The 21832-nt window shown below is 40.6% G+C and carries 22 protein-coding genes and 11 tRNA genes; 3 read left to right on the top strand and 30 right to left on the bottom strand.

What is annotated here, in order from left to right:
* Window positions 1–78: 78 nt before the first annotated feature.
* The 12 genes from ACYP5M_RS26310 to ACYP5M_RS26255 all read right to left on the bottom strand — a co-directional run bounded on the left by ACYP5M_RS26310 (window position 79) and on the right by ACYP5M_RS26255 (window position 1809).
* Window positions 79–152, bottom strand: a tRNA-Gly gene (locus ACYP5M_RS26310).
* Window positions 153–182: 30 nt separating this feature from the next.
* A tRNA-Pro gene (locus ACYP5M_RS26305) sits at window positions 183–259 on the bottom strand.
* Between the two features lie 7 nt (window positions 260–266).
* Window positions 267–343 (bottom strand) — tRNA-Arg (locus ACYP5M_RS26300).
* A gap of 18 nt (window positions 344–361) precedes the next feature.
* Window positions 362–447 (bottom strand) — tRNA-Leu (locus ACYP5M_RS26295).
* Between the two features lie 58 nt (window positions 448–505).
* A tRNA-Leu gene (locus tag ACYP5M_RS26290) sits at window positions 506–587 on the bottom strand.
* A gap of 9 nt (window positions 588–596) precedes the next feature.
* Window positions 597–672: transfer RNA gene (locus ACYP5M_RS26285), tRNA-Lys, on the bottom strand.
* A 9-nt stretch (window positions 673–681) separates the two neighbouring features.
* Window positions 682–756 (bottom strand) — tRNA-Gln (locus ACYP5M_RS26280).
* A gap of 78 nt (window positions 757–834) precedes the next feature.
* A tRNA-Asp gene (locus ACYP5M_RS26275) sits at window positions 835–910 on the bottom strand.
* Between the two features lie 25 nt (window positions 911–935).
* Window positions 936–1007 (bottom strand) — tRNA-Glu (locus tag ACYP5M_RS26270).
* 17 nt (window positions 1008–1024) lie between these two features.
* Window positions 1025–1115 (bottom strand) — tRNA-Ser (locus ACYP5M_RS26265).
* Between the two features lie 7 nt (window positions 1116–1122).
* Window positions 1123–1197: transfer RNA gene (locus tag ACYP5M_RS26260), tRNA-Asn, on the bottom strand.
* Between the two features lie 147 nt (window positions 1198–1344).
* A complete protein-coding gene (locus tag ACYP5M_RS26255) occupies window positions 1345–1809 on the bottom strand; it encodes a SprT family protein (RefSeq protein WP_101225978.1) in 465 nt (154 codons plus the stop codon).
* Window positions 1810–1892: 83 nt separating this feature from the next.
* On the opposite strand from ACYP5M_RS26255, the gene cmpA reads away from it, so the two are divergent.
* Entirely contained in the window at window positions 1893–2012 is a 120-nt protein-coding gene (cmpA, locus tag ACYP5M_RS26250; protein WP_089364909.1) for a cortex morphogenetic protein CmpA, read from the top strand.
* 58 nt (window positions 2013–2070) lie between these two features.
* Here cmpA and ACYP5M_RS26245 read toward each other — a convergent pair whose 3' ends face one another.
* The 14 genes from ACYP5M_RS26245 to acpS form a co-directional block, all read right to left on the bottom strand.
* Entirely contained in the window at window positions 2071–4254 is a 2184-nt protein-coding gene (locus ACYP5M_RS26245; RefSeq protein WP_459735719.1) for a Tex family protein, read from the bottom strand.
* Between the two features lie 92 nt (window positions 4255–4346).
* Window positions 4347–4958 (bottom strand): PP2C family serine/threonine-protein phosphatase, encoded by a 612-nt coding sequence (locus ACYP5M_RS26240; RefSeq protein ID WP_230178895.1) that lies wholly within the window; start codon window positions 4956–4958, stop codon window positions 4347–4349.
* Window positions 4955–5743, bottom strand: a complete 789-nt coding sequence (gene sigB, locus ACYP5M_RS26235; RefSeq protein ID WP_137020608.1) for an RNA polymerase sigma factor SigB — start codon at window positions 5741–5743, stop codon at window positions 4955–4957. The genes ACYP5M_RS26240 and sigB overlap by 4 nt, the downstream gene beginning before the upstream one ends.
* The gene (gene rsbW / locus ACYP5M_RS26230; RefSeq protein ID WP_034306366.1) at window positions 5721–6194 is read right to left on the bottom strand and encodes an anti-sigma B factor RsbW; all 474 of its coding nucleotides are present in this window, start codon (window positions 6192–6194) and stop codon (window positions 5721–5723) included. Before rsbW ends, sigB begins: the two co-directional genes overlap by 23 nt.
* The gene (locus ACYP5M_RS26225) at window positions 6191–6523 is read right to left on the bottom strand and encodes an anti-sigma factor antagonist (RefSeq protein ID WP_434168308.1); all 333 of its coding nucleotides are present in this window, start codon (window positions 6521–6523) and stop codon (window positions 6191–6193) included. Before ACYP5M_RS26225 ends, rsbW begins: the two co-directional genes overlap by 4 nt.
* A 59-nt stretch (window positions 6524–6582) precedes the next feature.
* Window positions 6583–7593 carry a PP2C family protein-serine/threonine phosphatase gene (locus tag ACYP5M_RS26220; RefSeq protein ID WP_101225982.1) on the bottom strand — a complete coding sequence of 337 codons (1011 nt, stop codon included), beginning with the start codon at window positions 7591–7593 and terminating at the stop codon, window positions 6583–6585.
* A 9-nt stretch (window positions 7594–7602) separates the two neighbouring features.
* A complete protein-coding gene (locus ACYP5M_RS26215) occupies window positions 7603–8004 on the bottom strand; it encodes an anti-sigma regulatory factor (protein WP_101225983.1) in 402 nt (133 codons plus the stop codon).
* 3 nt (window positions 8005–8007) lie between these two features.
* Window positions 8008–8364, bottom strand: coding sequence for an STAS domain-containing protein (locus tag ACYP5M_RS26210; RefSeq protein WP_048682053.1), 357 nt, complete (start codon window positions 8362–8364; stop codon window positions 8008–8010).
* A 2-nt stretch (window positions 8365–8366) separates the two neighbouring features.
* Complete coding sequence (locus ACYP5M_RS26205; protein ID WP_434168306.1) at window positions 8367–9194, bottom strand: RsbT co-antagonist protein RsbRA; 828 nt, start codon at window positions 9192–9194, stop codon at window positions 8367–8369.
* Window positions 9195–9606: 412 nt separating this feature from the next.
* Window positions 9607–9957, bottom strand: a complete 351-nt coding sequence (locus tag ACYP5M_RS26200) for a type II toxin-antitoxin system PemK/MazF family toxin (protein WP_034306610.1) — start codon at window positions 9955–9957, stop codon at window positions 9607–9609.
* A gap of 7 nt (window positions 9958–9964) precedes the next feature.
* The gene (locus tag ACYP5M_RS26195) at window positions 9965–10246 is read right to left on the bottom strand and encodes a CopG family ribbon-helix-helix protein (protein ID WP_034306380.1); all 282 of its coding nucleotides are present in this window, start codon (window positions 10244–10246) and stop codon (window positions 9965–9967) included.
* 162 nt (window positions 10247–10408) lie between these two features.
* Complete coding sequence (alr, locus tag ACYP5M_RS26190; protein ID WP_434169590.1) at window positions 10409–11572, bottom strand: alanine racemase; 1164 nt, start codon at window positions 11570–11572, stop codon at window positions 10409–10411.
* Between the two features lie 242 nt (window positions 11573–11814).
* Window positions 11815–12819 carry a LolA family protein gene (locus ACYP5M_RS26185; protein ID WP_350300957.1) on the bottom strand — a complete coding sequence of 335 codons (1005 nt, stop codon included), beginning with the start codon at window positions 12817–12819 and terminating at the stop codon, window positions 11815–11817.
* 243 nt (window positions 12820–13062) lie between these two features.
* The gene (gene acpS, locus ACYP5M_RS26180) at window positions 13063–13413 is read right to left on the bottom strand and encodes a holo-ACP synthase (protein WP_101225986.1); all 351 of its coding nucleotides are present in this window, start codon (window positions 13411–13413) and stop codon (window positions 13063–13065) included.
* 108 nt (window positions 13414–13521) lie between these two features.
* On the opposite strand from acpS, the gene ACYP5M_RS26175 reads away from it, so the two are divergent.
* Complete coding sequence (locus tag ACYP5M_RS26175) at window positions 13522–14112, top strand: rhomboid family intramembrane serine protease (RefSeq protein ID WP_459735718.1); 591 nt, start codon at window positions 13522–13524, stop codon at window positions 14110–14112.
* A gap of 26 nt (window positions 14113–14138) precedes the next feature.
* Here ACYP5M_RS26175 and ACYP5M_RS26170 read toward each other — a convergent pair whose 3' ends face one another.
* From ACYP5M_RS26170 to ACYP5M_RS26160, 3 genes are all read right to left on the bottom strand, one after another.
* A complete protein-coding gene (locus ACYP5M_RS26170) occupies window positions 14139–15602 on the bottom strand; it encodes a PH domain-containing protein (protein WP_459735717.1) in 1464 nt (487 codons plus the stop codon).
* Complete coding sequence (locus ACYP5M_RS26165; protein ID WP_459735716.1) at window positions 15595–16116, bottom strand: PH domain-containing protein; 522 nt, start codon at window positions 16114–16116, stop codon at window positions 15595–15597. Before ACYP5M_RS26165 ends, ACYP5M_RS26170 begins: the two co-directional genes overlap by 8 nt.
* Before the next feature lie 137 nt (window positions 16117–16253).
* Window positions 16254–17753, bottom strand: a complete 1500-nt coding sequence (locus ACYP5M_RS26160; RefSeq protein ID WP_048682025.1) for a DEAD/DEAH box helicase — start codon at window positions 17751–17753, stop codon at window positions 16254–16256.
* A gap of 1359 nt (window positions 17754–19112) precedes the next feature.
* Between ACYP5M_RS26160 and ACYP5M_RS26155 the strand changes: the two genes are divergently transcribed.
* The gene (locus tag ACYP5M_RS26155; RefSeq protein WP_459735715.1) at window positions 19113–20264 is read left to right on the top strand and encodes a PP2C family protein-serine/threonine phosphatase; all 1152 of its coding nucleotides are present in this window, start codon (window positions 19113–19115) and stop codon (window positions 20262–20264) included.
* 49 nt (window positions 20265–20313) lie between these two features.
* Here the strand turns inward: ACYP5M_RS26155 and ACYP5M_RS26150 are convergent, their stop codons facing one another.
* Window positions 20314–21696: a UDP-N-acetylmuramoyl-tripeptide--D-alanyl-D-alanine ligase gene (locus ACYP5M_RS26150; RefSeq protein WP_459735714.1), complete on the bottom strand. Its 1383-nt coding sequence runs from the start codon at window positions 21694–21696 to the stop codon at window positions 20314–20316.
* Between the last annotated feature and the right edge of the window lie 136 nt (window positions 21697–21832).

Genomic DNA, 21832 nt, shown 5'->3' with positions numbered 1-21832 from the left:
TTTGCTTTTTTGATAGTGTGTGCTCACTTAAAATTTAACGTTGGCGCTTTGTTTTGTTCAGTTTTCAAAGAGCAATAATGGAGCGGGTGAAGAGAATCGAACTCTCATCATCAGCTTGGAAGGCTGAGGTTTTACCACTAAACTACACCCGCATTTAATTTTTAAAATATTTTCAGAAAGAATGGTCGGGAAGACAGGATTCGAACCTGCGACCCCTTGGTCCCAAACCAAGTGCTCTACCAAGCTGAGCTACTTCCCGTAAAATATGGTGCGCCCGGCGGGAGTCGAACCTACAACCTTCTGATTCGTAGTCAGATGCTCTATCCAATTGAGCTACGGGCGCTAATTTCTATGATGTTATTGGTGCGGCCGAGAGGAGTCGAACCTCCACGGGGTTTCCCCCACTAGGCCCTCAACCTAGCGCGTCTGCCATTCCGCCACGACCGCGAAAGCGACTTTGTAAGTTTAACACCTTTTCAACTTGATGTCAAGAAGAAAATATCAGTGCGGGTGAAGGGACTTGAACCCCCACGCCTTGCGGCGCCAGATCCTAAGTCTGGTGCGTCTGCCAATTCCGCCACACCCGCGAAAATAAATGGTGAGCCATGAAGGATTCGAACCTTCGACCCTCTGATTAAAAGTCAGATGCTCTACCAACTGAGCTAATGGCTCTAAATAAAATGGCTGGGCTAGAAGGGATCGAACCTTCGCATGACGGAATCAAAATCCGTTGCCTTACCGCTTGGCTATAGCCCAATAATCAAATACTAATTAACAGCCAGGATAATATTATATCACGATAATATTATTTTAGCAAGTGTTTTTTTAAAAAAATGGCGGTCCCGACGGGAATCGAACCCGCGATCTCCTGCGTGACAGGCAGGCATGTTAACCGCTACACCACGGGACCAGTATTTTGATTACGTATAAGAAAGTGACCCATACGGGATTCGAACCCGTGTTACCGCCGTGAAAGGGCGGTGTCTTAACCGCTTGACCAATGGGCCTTGATAAAATATGTAACTGGCGGAGAAGGAGGGATTTGAACCCTCGCGCCGCTTACGCGACCTACACCCTTAGCAGGGGCGCCTCTTCAGCCTCTTGAGTACTTCCCCAAAAAAATGGCTCCGCAGGTAGGACTCGAACCTACGACCGTTCGGTTAACAGCCGAATGCTCTACCACTGAGCTACTGCGGAATAATGAAAATTGGGTTCCTTTTTCACGCTCAAGGACCTTAGTGTTTGTCGTTAAGAACAAGTTGTTATCTTGTCGACTCTTATGATTATAAAGAGGTTGCAACTTAAAGTCAAGGGTTCTTTTATGTTTTTTTATATTTTTGTTTTTTACTCCTTAAACCCTTGGTAAATCAATGTTCCACGACATTTACCACAAACGAAACGGGTAGTGTCGATTCGCTTTTTTCTTATATACACCTGCTGACAGTCTTCACATTTATATTGAATAGTATTCATCTTTTTCTTTAATTGGTTAGATGGCAGCGGCTCGCAAAATCTCGGTGCCCCCACTTTTTTGAGTAATTGCTTAAAGTCCGCATCACGATGCTGGTACCCCTTTTTTTCGATGTGCAGATGATAATGGCACAATTCATGCTTAATGATTCCAATCATTTCTTCCACACCGCGTTCATCAAGATACTTCTTATTGATTTCTATATTGTGTGAACGGAGCAAGTATCGGCCTCCCGTTGTTCGGAGACGTGGATTAAAACTGGCTTGGTGTCTAAAGGCCTTTTCAAAGTCTTTCAACGATATTTCTTCCACTAGTTTTTGCAATTGCCGATTATCCATTTCCCCCTCCCTTTCCTTGGTAACATGACAACCTATTATAACATAGACTAATAATACAATAGGAAACTAAGGGAGGAAAAGCTATGCCTAATTGGTTCCAGAATCAAATCCGCAAAGCCTTTTATGAAAAGGATTATTATCAAGTGAAGATGTTGAATCAATGTTGGTTTTTTTATCAAAAAAAAGAAAGCCTCCGTTTATAAATTCAACTTTGCTCCATATAAAAAAACCCCTTCTACTATAGAAGGAGCTTACCGTAGGCTATTTTTGATCCTTTGGCTCGAGCATCGTTAAAGATACCCTTTGTTTTTTGGAGTCAACCAGTTCGACCCAAACCGTCACAACATCCCCAACTGCCACTACATCCAATGGATGCTTTACAAACCGGTTGCTCAGTTTAGAAATATGAACCAGTCCATCCTGTTTAACACCAATGTCCACAAACGCACCGAAATCCACAACATTCCTCACTGTACCTTGTAATTCCATCCCAGTTTGCAGATCCTCCATTTTTAGTACATCCTGCTTAAGCAGTGGTTTTGATAATTCATCCCGAGGATCTCTTCCCGGTTTCATCAAATCATCTATGATATCTTTAATCGTAATTTCCCCAATTTCCAATTCCTCGGCCAAATCAGCCGGATTTAGTTTGCCTAATTCTTCATTCAGGGCATCACTGCCTAAATCATCAGATGTGAATCCCATTTTCTTTAATAATTTATTCACGGCACTGTAGTTCTCAGGATGTATTGCCGTTTGATCTAAAGGCTCATCTCCATTAATGATACGTAAGAACCCTATACATTGTTCATATGTTTTGGCACCAAGCCGGGGAATCTTCTTTAATTCCTTCCTGCTTGAAAACTTCCCTTCCACTTCCCTTTTCTTCACAATATTTTGAGCAACCGATTTTGATAAACCAGCTACATATTGCAAAAGTGACGATGAAGCGGTATTGACATTCACTCCCACCTGGTTAACAGCTGTTTCTACTACAAAGGTGAGGGATTCTGTTAACTTTTTCTGGGACACATCATGTTGATACTGACCCACCCCCACGGATTGCGGATCGATTTTAACAAGTTCAGCAAGGGGATCCTGAAGCCTTCTGCCTATCGAAACGGCGCTTCTCTGTTCTACTTGAAGATCTGGAAACTCTTCACGGGCAATATCCGAGGCTGAATACACGCTGGCTCCCGCTTCATTAACAATTATATATGAAATATTCCCTTTCACTTCTTTTAAAATATCTGCGATGAATTGCTCTGATTCACGTGATGCCGTACCATTGCCGATTGCCACGATTTCAACCGAGAACCGCTGAAGTATTTCAATCGTTTTTTCACGGGCAGCATTAAGCTTCGCAGCAGGAGGATGCGGGTAGATCACACTGATATCGAGAACCTTTCCGGTTTCATCAATGACGGCCAACTTACAGCCAGTCCGATATGCCGGATCAAGGGCAAGGACCACTTTCCCTTTAAGCGGGGGCTGCAAGAGCAGGTTCCGCAGGTTTTCAGAGAAAATATGGATAGCTTGATCCTCAGCTTTTTCCGTCAACTCTTTTCTGATTTCCCGTTCTACAGAAGGCAGGATCAATCGCTTGAGTCCATCCTCAATCGCAGATTTAAGAACAACTTTGGCTTCAGATTTGTTATTTTTAATGATTTTCCGCTCAAGATGACCAATGATGATTTCAGTCCGGGGCTGAATGGAGATTCGCAGAACTTCTTCCTTTTCACCTCTATTCAGCGCCAACACCCGATGCGGTACGATCCTTTGAACCGGCTCCTCGTATTCATAGTACATTTCGAAGATTTTTTTCTCGTCCTTCTCTTCATTTTTCACAGTTGAAACCATTTTTCCGGCTTTGAAAATTTCAGCCCTTATCCACTTCCTTAATTCTGCATCATCGGATATATGTTCAGCTATGATATCCTGCGCTCCAGCAATAGCCTCTTCAATAGAAGAAACTTCTTTTTCTGCCGATATGAATTCTGCAGCTTTTTCGCTAACACTGGCATGCATTGGACATTCCAGAAGCCAATTGGCCAGTGGTTCAAGACCCTTTTCTTTAGCAACTGTCGCTTTCGTTCTCCTTTTTTGTTTGAATGGCCTGTATAAATCCTCGACTTCCTGCAGTTTTGTTGCCTTCTCGATTTGTATCGTTAATTCTTCCGTCAATTTTCCCTGTTCACCAATTGAACGCGTAACTTCCGCTTTCCTCTGGCCAAGGTTTTCAAGATAGTTCCACCTTTCCATGATGGAACGAATCTGAACTTCATCAAGCGAACCCGTCATTTCTTTCCTATACCGAGCGATAAAAGGGACAGTGTTCCCTTCTTGCAGCATCTGTATGACGTTTTGGACTTGATTATTTTTCAAAATTAGCTCATTGGATATTTGTTTAATCAGTTCTTTCAATTTATCTTCTACAACGATCATTATGTTTACCTCCAACCTTTTGATCTAATAAGTATAGTCTAGCAAATGAGTGATGAAGTTGCGAATTCAATACAAAAAAGCTCACTTCCGAATTATGGCGAAAGTAAGCTTCCTAAAATGAAAGTTGTATCATCTGCAGTTAACGGACTGCTTTTTAATATGCACTGTGCGTTCTTATCGATAGGGACCAGCCTTTTTAAAAAAGATTTAGCTCCCTTAAGTTCTAAACCATCGGAATGAAGGATGAATTTTGCATTTGGTTCATATTTGTAGCTCTGCGTCCTGTATGTTTGTTTCCTTCCGGATAAATACCCTGTAACAGGTAAAGGGTAAACAAGTTTATCGTCGCTTGGATTATACAGAAAAAAGCGGATGTTACCCACTGAACTGTATACAAATTCATTCTTGTCATAAAAAATCTTCAAAATCGAAACGGCTGCCCCCCGCTTATCGACTAAAACCTGGTTACATACTGCCATTAATGATTCTACATCCAACTCATGATTACGTTTAACTTCCTCGATGACGGCATGGGAGGAATCATAAGCATTTTTGCCGCTGCCTAGACCATCTGCCAGGACACACACAAAGTATTCTTTCGTATGAAGAAAGAAGTAATCATCACCACAATAAACCATCCCGTTTTTAGACGATTGAGAGACAAGGACTTCTATTTTTTCTTCCCTCAGAATATCTTTGATCACTGAATTAACTCCGAGTTTTCAGCATTAATGGCTTCTTGAAGCTTCTTGATCGCGCGGCGTTGGAGCCTCGAAACATGCATTTGGGAAATCCCCAATTTATCGCCAGCTTCTTTCTGGCTTAAATTCTCTAAATAAGTATGTTGAATGATCATCTTTTCACGGTCACTCAGAACATGCAGCACCTTTTCAAGCACAAGCCGCTGATTGACCTTTTCAAAACCTTCATCGACATTCCCGAATATATCAAGCAATGTGACAGTACCGCCATCAGAATCCGCCTCAATAGAATGATCCACAGATAAAGCTTGATAGCTTTTTCCCATTTCCATCGCTTCTAAAACTTCTTCTTCAGTCACGCCTATACTATCGGCTATTTCATCTATTCTTGGTGAACGATGCAGAGTTGTCGTCAATTCCTCGACAGTCACCCTGATTTTCGGACCAAGCTCCTTAATTCTCCTTGGCACATGGACACTCCATGTTTTGTCACGAAGGAACCTTTTGATTTCGCCGATTATAGTAGGGACGGCAAATGCCTCAAAGCTCTTACCGAAAGATTCATCATATCGTCGAATGGCACCTAATAAACCAATCATGCCGACTTGGGAGATATCCTCCTGAAATGATTTCCCTTTCGCATACTTGCGGGAGATTGTTTCAACTAAACTTTTATAATGGATGACTAGATTACTCTGTGCTTCATCATCTTGATTCTGCTGGTAAGCTCTAATCCATTCATTTACCTGTTCTCTTTGTGCCTGATTAGGTTGAGACTGTTTTTGCATCCATCTCCACCTGCTCTCCTTCTAAAAACTTAGTCATAAATACTGTAACCCCATCATGCTGATGAATTTTAACATCATCCATCAAAGTTTCAATAAGGTAAAGACCCAAGCCTCCTTCTCTCAAAAGTTCGACTTTTTGTCCATTTTCGTATGGACCGAGTCCTTGACGAACTTCTTCGAAATTACAGCTCTTGCCACTATCAGAAACCATGACCTCCAGACGGTCAGGATAAAGGCCGAAACTTACTTTCACTTCACCCTTTTCAGAATCCTTATATGCATGCTGTACCGCATTTGTACAAGCCTCACTGGTAGCTATTTTCAAATCCTCAATTTCATCATACGCAAATCCCATCCGGCTTCCTATCCCAGAAAGCGTTAAACGAATGACACCGATGAATTCTGGTTTTGCAGGTATTTTCATTTCGATGTAATCATATACTTGACTCATTCTAACCCACCCTCTGTACCACTTTTTATATCAATGATATCTGCAAGACCTGTTATATCAAATAAACGTCGTAACCTTTCTGATAAGCCAATTAATGTGAATTCGCCATTATGTGCCCTTACGCTTTTGAAGGCACCGACAAATACCCCAAGTCCCGTACTATCCATATAAGAGACTTCAGTTAAATCAATCGTAATCGAAACATTATCCTGCTCTGAAATCGGAAATAGTGATTCCCTTAATTTCGGTGCAGTATAGGCATCGATTTCACCTTTTAGTTTTACAACAAATTCAGTATTTAATTCATTAACATCTACAGTTATATTCATCCTTGACCCACCTCTTCAAATCCTCTTCATTCCTATATCTATACCCAGCAGAAACAATACTAAACATTTGATTTTAAAATTATTAATGTAAAATCATCCCTCAGTTGGAAGTTCTGCATTTTCTCTAATTGTTTAAATATATTATTCACCATTTCCTGGGCTTGCAAATGCATATTCTTTTTAATGAAACCGATAAGTGTTTCCCTTTCTATGAACCCATCATACGTCCGGCATTCCGTTACCCCATCGGATAATAAAATGATCATGTCTCCACGATTCACCGTTTTTTCATATTGGCGATACCTTGTTTTTTTATCAACTCCAAGCAACAAGCCCTTTGCATCCAAATCACTAAAAGTACCTGTTGCGGCATCATAGTAAAAGCCAGGTTCATGTCCGGCTGAAGCATAGGAAAATTGCCTATCATGCGGATCATATAAACCATAGAACATGGTTATGAACATGCTTGGATCCACATTATGCTCCACAACACGGTTCAAACTCTCAAGCACACTATTCGGTTCATGACGATGCTCGGGAAGACTGTCCATCGCATATTTGATCATCGACATGCACAATGCAGCAGGAATCCCTTTTCCTATGACATCTGCTATCCCTACTCCTATACGATCATTTTCATCTTGGACGAAGTGATAGTAATCTCCGTTCATCTGTCTCGCCGGAACACTGATCGCTCCAATTTCAAGTGCTTTGATATCAGGAATTTTCGTTTCCAAAAGAGTATGTTGAACGTTTGCCGCAATCTCGATTTCCGTTTTCAGTTCCTGCTGTTGATGTCTAAGGCTTTGATGTTCACGGTATGCAATACCGTAGCCCATCATGACTTCCAGCAGAAAATCGAAAGAATCCAACACTTTTCCCGGTAATTCCGGGTAAAGTTCCATTAAGTTATTTTTATGCATACTGATGATTTCTTCTGGAGATATATTGTATTTGATATGTAGGCGGCTAATCTTTTGTCCTTGGTAGAGTGCCTGCTCATTTTGGTCTTTAAGATAAGTAGAAAGCGCCTCATGATACTTTTTCTCCATGTTCTCCCTAATATCCATATTCCCCCCCTAACGGAGCCATTTCGTAGCGATGATCTTAGTCCCTTCACCTGGTATCGAATCAATATCAAAGTCATCCATTAAACGTTTGGCTCCAGGAAGACCTGCGCCCAGTCCCCCTGAGGTGGTATATCCATCTTCCATGACTCTGCGGATATCCTCAATTCCCGGACCCTGGTCCTCTGCAATGATTTTCAATCCTGACTTCCCATTTATATTTAGCTTTTCTATGCTAACACTGCCTTGTCCAGCATATAGGTATATGTTTCGGGCCAATTCGCTAATGGCTGTTGTGATCCTGGCCTGGTCTACAGTACCGAACCCCAACTCTTTAGCGACATTTCTTCCGAGCTGCCTTGCAGCTACGATGTCCCATTCATTTATGATTTTTACGCAGGATTGGAACTCCATTCTTTAATCCCCCAATTCCTGTTGTAATTTCTCCAGGCCTTTCTCTAAGTCTAATGCTGTCAGAACATCATCGAGACTAATTCCCAGTTCAATTAATGTTATTGCAACAGCAGGCTGGATTCCCGTAATTACAACTTTGGCCCCCATAAGCTTAGACATGCTAAAGACATCGCCCAATACCTTTGCGATAAAAGAATCAATAAAATCTATTGAGGTAATATCTATAACAACGCCATTCGCGCTTGTTTCATGAATCTTATGCAGTAAATCCTCTTGAAATTGAAGGGCTGTCACATCATCCAATTCCCACTGTATAGAGACTAACAAGCAGTCATAAAGCTTCAATATCGGAATCCTCATACTTATCCCTCCACCTTTACGATCTTACGGCTCGTTAATTCCAACGCAACTTCTATCCCTTTTTTCAATGTATTTTTTGTAATCACTTCATTTAAATTAATTCCAAGATTAACGATTGTTTGAGCAATTTCAGGGCGGATGCCGCAGAGTATACATTTTGCGCCCACTAATCGGACTGCTTCCGCCGCTTGAATGATATGATGGGCAACCATGGTATCCACGACCGGCACGCCCGTTATATCAATGAGAACAACTTCTGATCTATGCTTAACAACGCCGGTCAACAGGTTTTCCATTATCTGTTTGGCACGTTCCGTATCAATCGTACCAATCAGCGGCATTACCGTTATTCCTTCCAATACAGGAATGAGCGGAGCCGAAAGTTCTTGCAACGCTATTTTTTGCATGGAAACAGTTCTTTCCCAAGTTTGAGTATATATATTGACTATTTCATTATTTATCGGTGTGGCCCATTTATCCAATTGGTTAACAAGATTGACTTGATTTCCAGGAGTAACAAGACCCTTTTCCACCATACCATTTATGACAATTAACGTGAATTTATGAAGTCCTTCATTGACGAAAGTGAGAGGCCATCCCAATTGGACGACTTTCTCGGCAAAATCTGAAAGCTTCAATGTGAATTCCTTGTTTTTACTATCAACGTTCGTAATGATCATATCTATAAATTCACTGCTAGTTTGCGTGAACATTCGATCTGAAACGACTTTAATTAATCTTTCGTCCGTACTTTCCTTCATGATGCCCATCCACTCAGTAAGGATGTAATCTTGATTTTGCTTAATAAAATCGTAAACCAATTGATTCATAATATCCTCCCATTCTAACACAATTGCCTTGTTTCCCTGTCCACGTCACAAGGATGTTAACTAACTGTAATGTTATTTCCATTTGGATTTCTGTTGAATTTCCCCACTAACTTTTGCTTTTTTTTAGGTATTTACAAAATAACTACATACCCGAAATTCAGGTAAGAAAAACATCAATTAATGAAAAGTTAGGGAGATACTATAAAAAACAATGACGTTCCATCCAATATCTAACTGTATAATGTTTTTATTCGTCAAATTTTTCATATTTCCTGCTGTATAGTTTTTGGATATGTTAATGTTATTTGACAAAAAAAACACGATCCCCACAGTTGCAGGGATCGTGCCATCTAAATAACATCAAGAATGATTTGTATTATAATAACGCCCGGTTTAACGGGAAAAATTTTCTTTAAAACTCAATGAGGCCTAAACTAATTTGCAAAGCTTCATTGACTTTTTGCATCATCGGTTCGTCAAGATGCGTAATTTTATCAGTTAAACGCTGCTTATCAATTGTCCGGATCTGTTCTAATAAAATGACGGAATCCCGCTCGAATCCGTACTTTTTTGCATTAATCTCAACATGTGTAGGCAATTTCGCTTTTTGAATTTGAGCTGTAATGGCTGCCACGATCACAGTCGGACTAAAGCGATTACCAATATCGTTTTGTAAAATTAGTACCGGACGGGTCCCCCCCTGCTCTGAACCAACTACCGGGGAAAGGTCTGCGAAGTATACGTCACCACGCTTAACAACAATCAATGGCTCAGCCTCCGCTAACTAATCGTTCAACGCAATGACCAGCCTCGAATTCAGCCTGGAAGGCTTCAGAAGCAATCGTTAAGTTAATGGCCGCCATTTCAATATAACCGCGTTTCATCGATTCGCGAAACTCTTTCTTTTTACGTTCGCGAAGATACATTTTTGTGGCACGATAAATAAATTCACTGCGATTTACATTTTCCTCACTCGCATACCCATCTAACTCTGTTAAAAAATTTTGAGGTAATCGAATTAATATCTCTCTTGTTGCGCTGGATTCAGACACAAACATACACCTCCACCATCACTACACACCTTTATTGTATATATCCTTTTCAATATTACCATTAAAATGCCTATCTGCAAAGAGTATATTCTATTCTCAATCCTATTATCAGCATAATAAAGGAAATCTTATTCACAATCTTAGGATTTTTTTACAATCCGGTCATTCCAAGATGAAGTTGCGTACATGATTCACCTGATTGTCTTTTATATACACACGGGGCACTCTTGGTCCAATCATACATGTTATCTCATAGTTGATCGTTTCCAGTTTTGCCGCTATCTCATCGACAGTAATCGATTCATCCCCATCATTCCCCATCAGTGTGACCTCTGTTCCTACAGGGTATGGCCCAGGCAGCTTGATCATGCATTGATCCATGCAAATCCTCCCGACTATGGGTACTCTTTTTCCATCCACAAGAACTTCCTGACCTTGCAGCTTACGGATCCAGCCGTCAGCATAACCGATTGGCAAAGTCCCGATCCACTCATCACCTTCAGCCGTATATGTCGCTCCATAACTAACGCTTTCACCCTTAGCAAGCTGTTTAACCGCAACCATCTTCGTTCTCAATGATATAGCCTGTTTTAATGGGTATGGCAATATCGGCTTCATCTCCACGGAAGGACTCAATCCATACATGGAAATCCCCATTCTTATTGCATTCCATTCAGGATCGGTGAATCTTAAAGAAGCTGCACTATTGGCTGCATGAATATATTCAGGCTTTCCAGTCATTACGGAAAGCATCCCTTTAAATGTAGCAAGCTGCTTTTCATAATAGTCGGTCTTCATTTCATCCGCCGTCGCGAAATGAGTGAATATCCCTTGGAAATTGAAACAAGCTTCACGCTCAAGCAAATTTTCCACATTCATGAGTTGACCTTTATCACGAATGCCGATTCTACCCATGCCACTATCCACTTTTACATGGATTTGCAAAACTTGTCCCGGTTTCAACAAATCCTTTGCCTTTTCCAACCATGCTACATCGAAAACCGTCACGGAAATCCCATACTCGGCAGCAAGAGCTGCGCTTTCAGGCCTTGATGCCCCAAGTACAAGGATCGGAGCCAATATTCCCTTTTTTCGTAAGGCAAGAGCCTCATCCAAAAAAGCGACACTTAAAAAATCCGCCCCCGCTTCAAGCGCCGTTTTGGCCACTTCATAGTCCCCATGGCCATATGCATTCGCTTTAACGACAGCGAAAAGACTAACGCCATTTCCCAGTCTTTGTTTCATTGAAGAGATATTTTCAAAAATTTTATCCAAATTTACTTCTGCCCACGTATCTCGATGAAATATTTTCGTTTCCAAGACCATTTCCTTCTTTCCTACACTCACAATAAGATTCTTCCCAGTAGCGAAGTTTTCGTTTCATTATAGGAACATTCTATAACCAACCGCCAGAAAGATAAAGTGCTTTTTCACCTTGATTCTAATTTCCCAGCTGCGAGCCTAAATCAGTTGGAAGGATTAAAAATGTCAACAAGCTGCTTTCCCGCCTATCCTACCCAGAAGAAACCTTCATAAGGAGACGGGAAACATCAGCTTGTTATGTAATCCTATTTGACTGGTTCTTCCCCAACCGAACGGGCGACTTCTATCATCTCTTCCTGTGTCAAATCCTTTGATGCAAGCATATAATCGACACCTTCAAAAGTCCATGCAATCGTATTTCCTGTCATGGCCCCGACAGTATAACCCAAATCAACCGGTTCTCCATTAACATTCGTCGAAACGGAAGTTTGAACTACCTCAGCTTTTTCCTGAACTAATGTAAAACTTTTTGTACCCTCATAGGTCAAAACGACACGTTCTCCCTTTTCCGTCGTAATTTCTTTTTCTTCCGTTAAATTCATATCACCAATATTCTCAGGGTATTTCACTGCAAATCCTTCATTTTGGACTTCTGCCATAACGGGTGCTTCAAGTTGTGCACTTGTCATGTTTTTCTTCATATCAAATGAATCCTTATCAAAAGTCGTATCGAATTTAACTTTCGAGAATTCAACTAGTACCAATGCGGTCTTATCAGGGTCCATGACTTTTACACTGACTGGGGATAAATCCTTTTTGTTTATAGTAATCTCTTGATATGGCAACATTTTATTGTTTTGGTAGCGTGTTTTCGTTTCAAAGACATAATGTTTATCCGTTTCTTTATATGTCGCACTTTTATCTTCCGTAATGTCTTTCACCAACGACTCGAACAAATAGGCCTGACTGCTGTTCTCCGGCCACTCGCTTTGAAATTTAAAACTTTTATTCAAAGCTGGTGTCAGAACATATACACCATCATCATTTTTCAAAATCATCTGGCTTTGATCCTTCTCTTCATTTTTCAGATTTACGCGGTAAAAAGAAGGGTCCTTATGCCAAATCTCCACATTATACACTTGAGGTTCCGTCCCCATCTTCAATGTCATCTTCGCGTTAGCTTTATATCCCTTCATTTCGCCAAGCTTCTCATTCAATTCACTCACTACGTCACTCTGTGATTTTTGGCCGCAAGCAGAAAGAGCAAGCAAGAGCATGATCCCTGCAAAAAGCATTACCATCTTCTTCATCTTTTCAACCCCTTTTTGTCATTTGAACGTAAAAGGGAGAGGAAAAGGCAGGATCCGGACATTGGCTCGACTGATGTCTTAGATTCCTCGGTATTCTAGGCACGGACCCCTTCTCAGTCCGGCTAAAAACTTTTCGAGAGCACCTACTCTGCCATGTACCTTTTACCGGGCCTTGTCTCCCTATAGCACTAAATGTATATGAGACAACCTAAAGGTTTATGACCCGATTGGACAAAACTCCATTCACCCTTCAATTACGACTTGAGCAACCGCATAATCCCGGCTGTGGCTAATCGAAAGATGGACCCCTTCAGAAAACGGCTTTGAAATCATCGGCTTTCCTTTATCATCCGAAATGATTTCAATATCCAAAAAGGATAAGTGCTTACCGATCCCTGTTCCGTTTGCTTTTGAAAAAGCCTCCTTTGCCGCAAAACGCCCAGCAAAATACTCGACCTTCCTTCTTCCATTTAACTTTTCGAAAATCAAGATTTCCTTTTCTGTTAATATACGTTCCTTTAAACGGGGTTGCCGATTAATCAGTGTTTCCATTCTATCCAACTCAGTAATGTCCACGCCTATACCTTTAATCACTTTGACACCTCTTCTATTAATTTAATAAGCTGCATATCATTAGGAGGAATCTTTTACCTGAAAATGATAATATTGTATTTAATTAAAAACGATAACAAGGAGGAATTTATGTTTACAAGAACAGAAGGCTTCCGCGAATACGCATCTTCATATCGAGCTGTTACTGTGCTCATACTCATTATGATGATTGTATTCGTTCTTGTCCTCTTCCCCATATTTCCCGGCAATGTACTCTTTTATTATGGCGCAGGTGTGAACTTATACATCGCTGATGGACAATGGTGGCGTTTGATCACCCCCATCTTTCTACATAGCACGTTTACACATTTACTGTTTAACGGATTCTCCCTTGCCATCTTCGGTCCATTCCTAGAGAAATTACTTGGAACCATCAAGTTTTCAATCTTCTTTTTATCGACTGGTATCCTTGCCAATATCGCAACCTTTCTAATTAACCCACTGACATATAACCACGTAGGTGCTAGCGGAGCAATTTTTGGTTTACTCGGATTCTTTTTATATCTTGTACTTTTCAATAAAACCAATTTTACGAACAACGAAAGAAATACAGTATATACACTGACCGGAATTGCCGTCATCATGACCTTCATACAACCGCAGATCAACGTTATCGGTCATCTGGCTGGACTGGCAACCGGCTTTTTAACAGCTCCATTATATTTAAGAAAAAAATGGTAGGACAAACAGCCGACTCTTCCCTTCAATCATTGGGAGTCGACTGTTTTTTTAGGTGAATACCATGATTTAATTATTAGGCAATCCTTTTCTTCCACATCAGCAACCATGCCGACCCGGGAGGTGATTCCTGATTTGACCGACGCTGAAATCGTTGCTAATTCTTTTCGATTTTGAAACCAACTTTTTTTATATGTGATTGATTGAATTCTGCTTCTCTGCATGATCAATGTTTGCTTCGAGAAAAAACGGCTGCTCAATAGCAACAAATCCCCATCTATGCTCCATCCTGCATCTCTATATTGCATGTAAGCCCAAAAAATCGTCAACGGTACAAGCAAAAGGGAAAGATAACCCCAAGGACTTAAAAACCATACCAAGGCACCGATGATCGGGATGAGGTACAGAAACTTATGAAACACATACCGGGAAAGTGCACGCTTAGGTATCGGTGTCATCTCAATGGTTGTTTCATAAACCGGTAAAATTTCCAGGATTTTTTCATGTAAATGCCTCTTCCTGATTAAAGGGAACAGCATGATGGATAGACTTTCTTTATCTTCCATACTGCCTCCAGCATATTCAATATAAACCGTCGCCAATCCCAATGGCTTCCGAATCAAATTCTCCATGATCCGGATACCTTGAATTTTATGGATAGGGATTGTCAGCTGTCTTTTCTCGAGAAGCCCTCTGGAAATAACGATTTCCTCATCCGTTTTCAACACGGTAAAGGAAGCATATTTAATTACCATACTTAATGTGGCCAGTACATAAACCACCAGTAAAGCCACCAGAGCAAACAAGGTCAGAATGATGGTCCCCATTTCAATAAACTCTTCATAATCCTTAAATATCCTCTCAAAAGGTATCATTTCATCGAACTGTGAAATAAAAGCGATTGCCCCAGATAGGAAGACACCTACCGCTCCCGAAGTGGCAGCCATAACGAATAGCTGCGGCAATGTCTGCTTAAAAACGGCAGACGATTTAGCTGCATATCCTTTATTCGCAACTTCATCTTTATCATTATCAAAAATATTTTTCGCATTTTTTTCTTCACTTATAAAAGCATTGATTCGTTCAGCATCACTTTTGCTTATGGCTGATAATACAGCATCGGCCTGAGACCCGCCTGCCGTTTCAATATTCAGCTTCACTAGGCTGAATATCCTCTGGATGATGCCCTCTGATATATCTATGCTATGGATCCGATCAAACTTTATATACCGTTTCTTCCTTACGAAAACCCCGGACTCAATTCTGAATTCGCCCTCTTCTATGCGATATGTAAAACGTAACCATTGAAGGAATGCCATGACTATCAGCAAAAGTATAATAATGGCAATGACCAGCGGTTGTACCCATCCAGGAATTCCTTCATTCTTCCCAGGAATGACGACCACTAATAAAAAAGGAATGACTAACTCCTTAATCGATTTAATGATGTTAAGCAATACAGCTATGGGATGAAGCCTTTTAGGATCAGACATCTTCTTCCTCCACACTTGCCATTCTCAAAATATATTGCCGCAATTCATCTGCCTCTGCAAGGTCCAAGGCTGGGATAACATGAAGGGTCGCTGCAGTGGAAATTTCAACGGAGGCTAAATCATATTTTCTCAATAATGGCCCTTGCTTCGTTTCAACATGCTGGACCCTTATCATGGGTATGAGTGTTCTTTTAATGACGAAAATGCCACTTTGGATATCAATTTCGGTATTTCTTACTTCGTAACGCCACCTCTTCCATTTCACCGATGGAATCAGAAATATGGCCAGATAGGATTGGATTATCGAAATTATGATCAACGTTCCAAACACCCAATATGTCCAATCAAAAATGATTGTAAGCACGAGTACGGCGATGCTTAAAATCCAGGTTATTGAACAGCTTATGAGACCACTGATTTTCCATACGGTCAAGGCCTTATTCGATATGCGATTTTCAGGTTCCATGTACTTCTCCTCTTCCGGACAGGTATTGTTAATTGAATCATCATCCATCCTTGCTTTCATCCATTATACTATAATTAAATACTGGAAATTAACCCCTTTCCAAAAACCCTTAACCATTCAGATACCATAGCATTGGAGATGCACATAAAAAAATGCCGCTCAAATGAGCGGCATTTCCAATTGAATTAAATCTTATTCGTTTTTTCTCTTTTTTGACTCGTGCTACGGTTTCCGTAACCATTCGATTTACGGTTCGTGCTTGGGCGTTTCCCTGATCCGCTACCGTAATCTTTTCTGCCTGAAGAACTGCGGCCATTGCGCTGTCTGTTTCCAGAAGATCCGCTTCCTCCGCGATTGCGACGCATTGGAGATGGAGATTCTTCCGTTAACTTGATAGGCGTTTGATCCGGTTCTTTTGTCATTGATTTAAGCATGGCTGCAACTAAATCCGCTGCGCTATGTTTTTGTAATAATTCTTCCGCTTGACCAAGGTATAAAGTTAAATCCTCATTTTCGATTGTATTAAGGATTTTTTCCGTTACTGCTTTTTGTTGACCTTCCAACGCTTCAGTTAACGTAGGAGTCTTAAGTTTCTCCATACGTTTTTTCGTTGTATGTTCAACTGCATGCAATTGGCCTCTTTCTCTTGGTGTTACAAACGTAATGGCTATACCATGTTTACCCGCACGTCCTGTACGTCCAATACGGTGAACGTAGCTTTCTGGATCTTGAGGGATATCAAAGTTGTATACGTGAGTAACGCCTGAAATATCAAGTCCACGTGCAGCAACATCAGTAGCAACGAGTACATCGATGCTGCGGTCTTTAAACTTTTTCAATACAGAAAGGCGTTTTGCCTGGCTAAGGTCACCATGAATGCCTTCAGCCATATAACCGCGGATATTCAAAGCAGATGCCAATTCATCTACACGGCGTTTCGTACGTCCGAAGACGATGGCAAGATCCGGTGTTTGAATATCGAAAAGGCGTGCAAGTGTATCGAATTTTTCACTTTCTTTTAACTCCAAGTAATATTGTTCGATACGATCCACTGTCATTTCTTTTGCTTTTACACGTACAAGAACGGGTTCCTGCATGAATCTTTCAGCAATTTTACGGATTGGATCAGGCATTGTAGCTGAGAAAAGCAATGTTTGCCTTTCATCAGGAACCGTTGAAAGGATCAATTCGATATCCTCAATGAATCCCATGTTAAGCATTTCATCAGCTTCATCAAGAACTACAGTATGAACTCCGCCTAATTTGATATTTTTACGTTTGATATGGTCTAAAAGACGACCAGGCGTACCAACGATAATATGTGGTTTTTTCTTTAAAGCACGGATTTGACGGTCGATATCTTGTCCACCATAAACCGCAAGTACACGAGCGCGTTTTCCGTAACCAAGCTTGAAAAGCTCCTCGGAAACTTGAATCGCTAGCTCACGTGTAGGTGCAATGACGATCCCTTGAACGTTTTCGTTATTTATATCGATGTTTTCCATCAATGGAATACCGAATGCTGCTGTTTTACCTGTTCCTGTTTGCGCTTGACCGATTATATCTTTACCTTCAAGTGCTAGAGGTATCGTTTGGGATTGAATCGGGCTCGCTTCCTCAAATCCCATTTTTTCTATTGATTTCATGGACGTTCTATCTAATCCTAATTCGCTAAACAATGTCAATGTTTTCGTACTCCTTTTTATATCGTAAATTTACACGTGCATATCATGCACAGATGTTTAGTTCAAATCCTCATCATCATGACGGATGTTCTACTTTATCTCTTATAAAAAGTTTATCATTATCACCTAAAAGTATGTCTGCCTTTTAGTTCAAATGAACTCAATATGATTTTTTAAAAAGGAAATATACCAGTACGGACATTCACTGGCATTTTTAACTTCGCGCACGTGTAAACTTATCATTAACATACGCTCATCTTTTTAAAAGTACATGTAACCAAAATTAAATTCAATATGGAAAATTAAAAGTAGCATAAACGGGTGTTTCACCGTTTTATTCAGGTGAGGGCTGCTGCACCTATTATTCATCAGACTTAAAAAGGCTGTATGAACAAAACTTGACGAGAGCCAAGATTCTTATACAAAACAGGCCCGGTGCGTTGAGGATTTGCAGAAGTGGAAAAGCGCTAAAATGCGGCTTTTGATTCCCAATAGCTACTAAAGCCGCCAAGAGATGCAGCTTTTATATATGACCAGACGCGAGGCCTATTTAATCTAAAATAATCTCAAGAATGAACTCATGAAACATGTAAGAACATACAATTTTGTTGCCTCAACCTGATTAATTTTAAATAATCATCAATGATAAGACATTTAAACTCATACTCATATTACCATTTTCAAACTGTTAATGCAATAAAGGATATCGCCACATTCAGAGTTACTAAAAACTTTTGGCAGTTTCAAAAATGAAGAAATTAGTCATTTCTTCCTGTTAAATATGCAGCCGTGACACTTTTGAGTAAGAATATGGCTTGTTATTCAATAATGGACAAAAACACACATGGACTGATTATTTCATCAATAGGATCACCGTTTTACTATATCCATTTATGCGTAAGTGGATTCAATCTTAGACAAATTCAAAGAAAACGAGTTTGCCTACAGTTTTTTTATTTAAAAACCGTTCCAGTGGTTTCAAAATCCAATTAGGAGGATTTCACAAAACAGTAACTTAGTCCTTTTAAAATCATGGTTCGAGATGAAAGCATTCCGGCCTCTGGTCGACTTACTGTATCCATTTAAATTTTCACAAAACGATCATCCATTTATATATGATATGTGATTAAATCAAATAGTTTCAACAAACCTTTTTCAGGAAGGATTAGTTTTAATGATAAACACCCTTCCACGGTTCCCCACGTTTGAAAAAGAAAGGACTTATCATGAATTACCATTGAATTTACAGGTATATGGAAGCATCTGATTTTTGAAAATTCCATCTTTTTGCTTAAAAATTATAGCAAATGAGTATAAATGCAGTATGATTGACCTATCAACAAAATAACGGGGGGTTATATGAACATATTCACAATAGATGTTCCTTTATGTAAGGATATTGGTCGAATCTTAAAGAAAATGAACAAGAAAGTCACCTTTTTGGAGGATCCACATAATCAAAGTCATCTATTCAAGAATTCAACAGACATGATGAAATCATTATTTATTTTACCTTTACACCTATCAAAAGACTCTTGGCAGCAAACTTCTTTGTACGCTTTGGCTGAATCTCACGAAATCCCTATCTTATTCATTTACAAACGCACTTCAGGAATGGAGACCCCTCAGACCTTACCGGAAAATACCTTTTATGAAACCATGGCGGTCCCTGCCGATTCAGTGGAAGTCCGAATTAAATTAAAGTCACTCCGAAACATCAGCATGCAGCTGTTTTCGGCAAAAATGAAGGGGCAAGAGCTTGAAATGATACACCAAAAATCAGCAAGGAGCCTGAGAATCGCAAAGGGCATTCAACTTTCAGGTTTACCTTTGTCGATCAACAATGAAGATATAGAGGTCAAAGGCCTTTCCCAACCTTCAAGTGAACTGTCAGGGGATTTATTTTACTGGTCGGAGGTTGATGACAGGATATACGGCTTCATAATGATCGATGTATTGGAAGAGGGCATTCATACAGCACTTATAAACATGTCCATACGCACATTGATCCCCGACCTTATCAAACGTGTAAAAGACCCCATTTTCATAACAAAGGAACTGGATAATCTAATGCGGGATTTATTTCAAGGAGTTAATCGGGAAAACAAAAACCAGGCTCGCATTACTGCCTTCATCGCATACGTGAATACAAAGGATCGGCTCATCGAATATGTGAATTACGGACTTCCTTCAGCTTTTTTGTATTCCCCATGCACCAACCAAATTCTCAATTTGAACGAAGGGGCCACCCCAAACGGACTGATTCCCGAATTGCCCATTAAAAAAATAGTCTTTCAGTATGAGCCAGGAAGCCGTTTCATCATCTATACAGATGGACTCTCTAAAACGCCCCTACCTTCCGCCATTGACCGATCTGACCATATCGAAAGGGAATTCATCGAAAATGTCCATCTCGATACACAAGACCTCCTTCAGGAGCTATTGGTCTCAAGGATGAGGCATTCAGTCATCAACGACGACATCTGCATTATTGCCGGAACACTTTTTTAAGCACGATAAAAGGGCCGTTTCAAAAAAGAAACGGCCTTATCCATGTTTTTTATTTTTGCAGAGCTTGAACGACTTCCTCCAGCTTCATGCCCCTGGAAGCTTTAACAAGTATGATGTCATTTTCCTGCGTGGACGATTTCAGTTCCTCTATAAGCTTCTGCTTATCTTGAAAAGGACGAACCTGCTCCGATGAAAACGCCTTGCTCGCTCCCTTGGCAATAAACTCGGCTAAAGGACCATATGTGAAGATCTTATCGATCCGCTCACTGGAAATCAATTCACCAATTTTCAAATGAAAGTCTTTTTCCTGTGGCCCTAACTCCAACATGTCTCCCAATACAAGTATCTTTTTTTCGAATCCAGATAAGCCCTCAACCAACTCCACCGCTGCCTTAACTGAAGTTGGGCTGGCATTATACGCATCATTGATGATTTTCTGCCCTTTCGCACCCTCGACCAATTCCATCCTCATATTCGTTAATTGAATGGTCGACAGACCTTTGCGGATCGCTGAATCATCCACATTGAATTCTTTAGCAACCAAGATTGCTGCCAACGCATTAAGAACATTATGATTGCCTAAAACGGGTATCTCATAATTGGTTTCCTTATCACCGCTTGCGATTGTAAACATGGTACTGTCTGCACCTTGGCTAATGGTCTGTGGATATAAATCATTTTGTTCCGTGCGTCCAAAAGATATTACGTTTAAATCAGGAAAATCCTTTTTGATACGATCGCGGAGCAATGGTTCATCACCATGATATATCAGCGTTCCATCTTTCGCCAAACCTTCGACAATTTCCAACTTCGCATTCGCGATTTCCTCGCGTGATCCTAAATCCAATAAGTGTGATTCACCGATATTGGTAATGATCGCTACATCAGGCTTTGCCATTTTGGATAAGAACTCGATTTCACCGCGGCTGCTCATTCCCATTTCCAACACAGCCGCTTCAGTATCCTCCGCCATGGAAAGCACTGTTAGTGGCAAACCTAAATGATTATTGAAGTTTCCACTTGTTTTATGAACTTTATAGGTAGTGGCCAGCAGCGCAGCCGTCATATCTTTCGTAGTCGTCTTACCGTTGCTGCCTGTTATCCCAATGACTTTTATATTCAACTGCCGACGGTAAGAACGCGCCAATTGCTGAAGTGCTTTCTCGGTATTTTCGACAATGATTATCGGTAAATCATCAGGTGGATTCGGAACATCCCTTTGCCAAAAAGAAGCCGCAGCTCCTTGCTCTAAAGCTTGCTTGACATACTGATGGCCGTCAACCTGCTCACCCTTAAGCGGAATGAACAAACATCCTTCCTTAACCGTTCTTGAATCGATGGTGACCCCATTAATCCCTTCGGACTGGAATGGACTGATATCATTCAATCCCTCTGCCATTTCATGTACTTGTTTTAACGTTCTCTTTATCATTTTGTTCCTCCTACATTCATCGGACCGTTAATCGCTCTCCATTAACCAAACGAAGCAGAAACCAGTTTAAATCGCACCGGTTCCTGCTGATTGGAATCCATCAAATAAATGCTTGATGGATTGTGGAGTTTACTGA

The organism is Peribacillus sp. N1 (assembly GCF_054600815.1).
The sequence above is the reverse complement of the archived record's forward strand: the minus strand, read 5'-3'. Positions and strand labels throughout refer to the sequence as shown.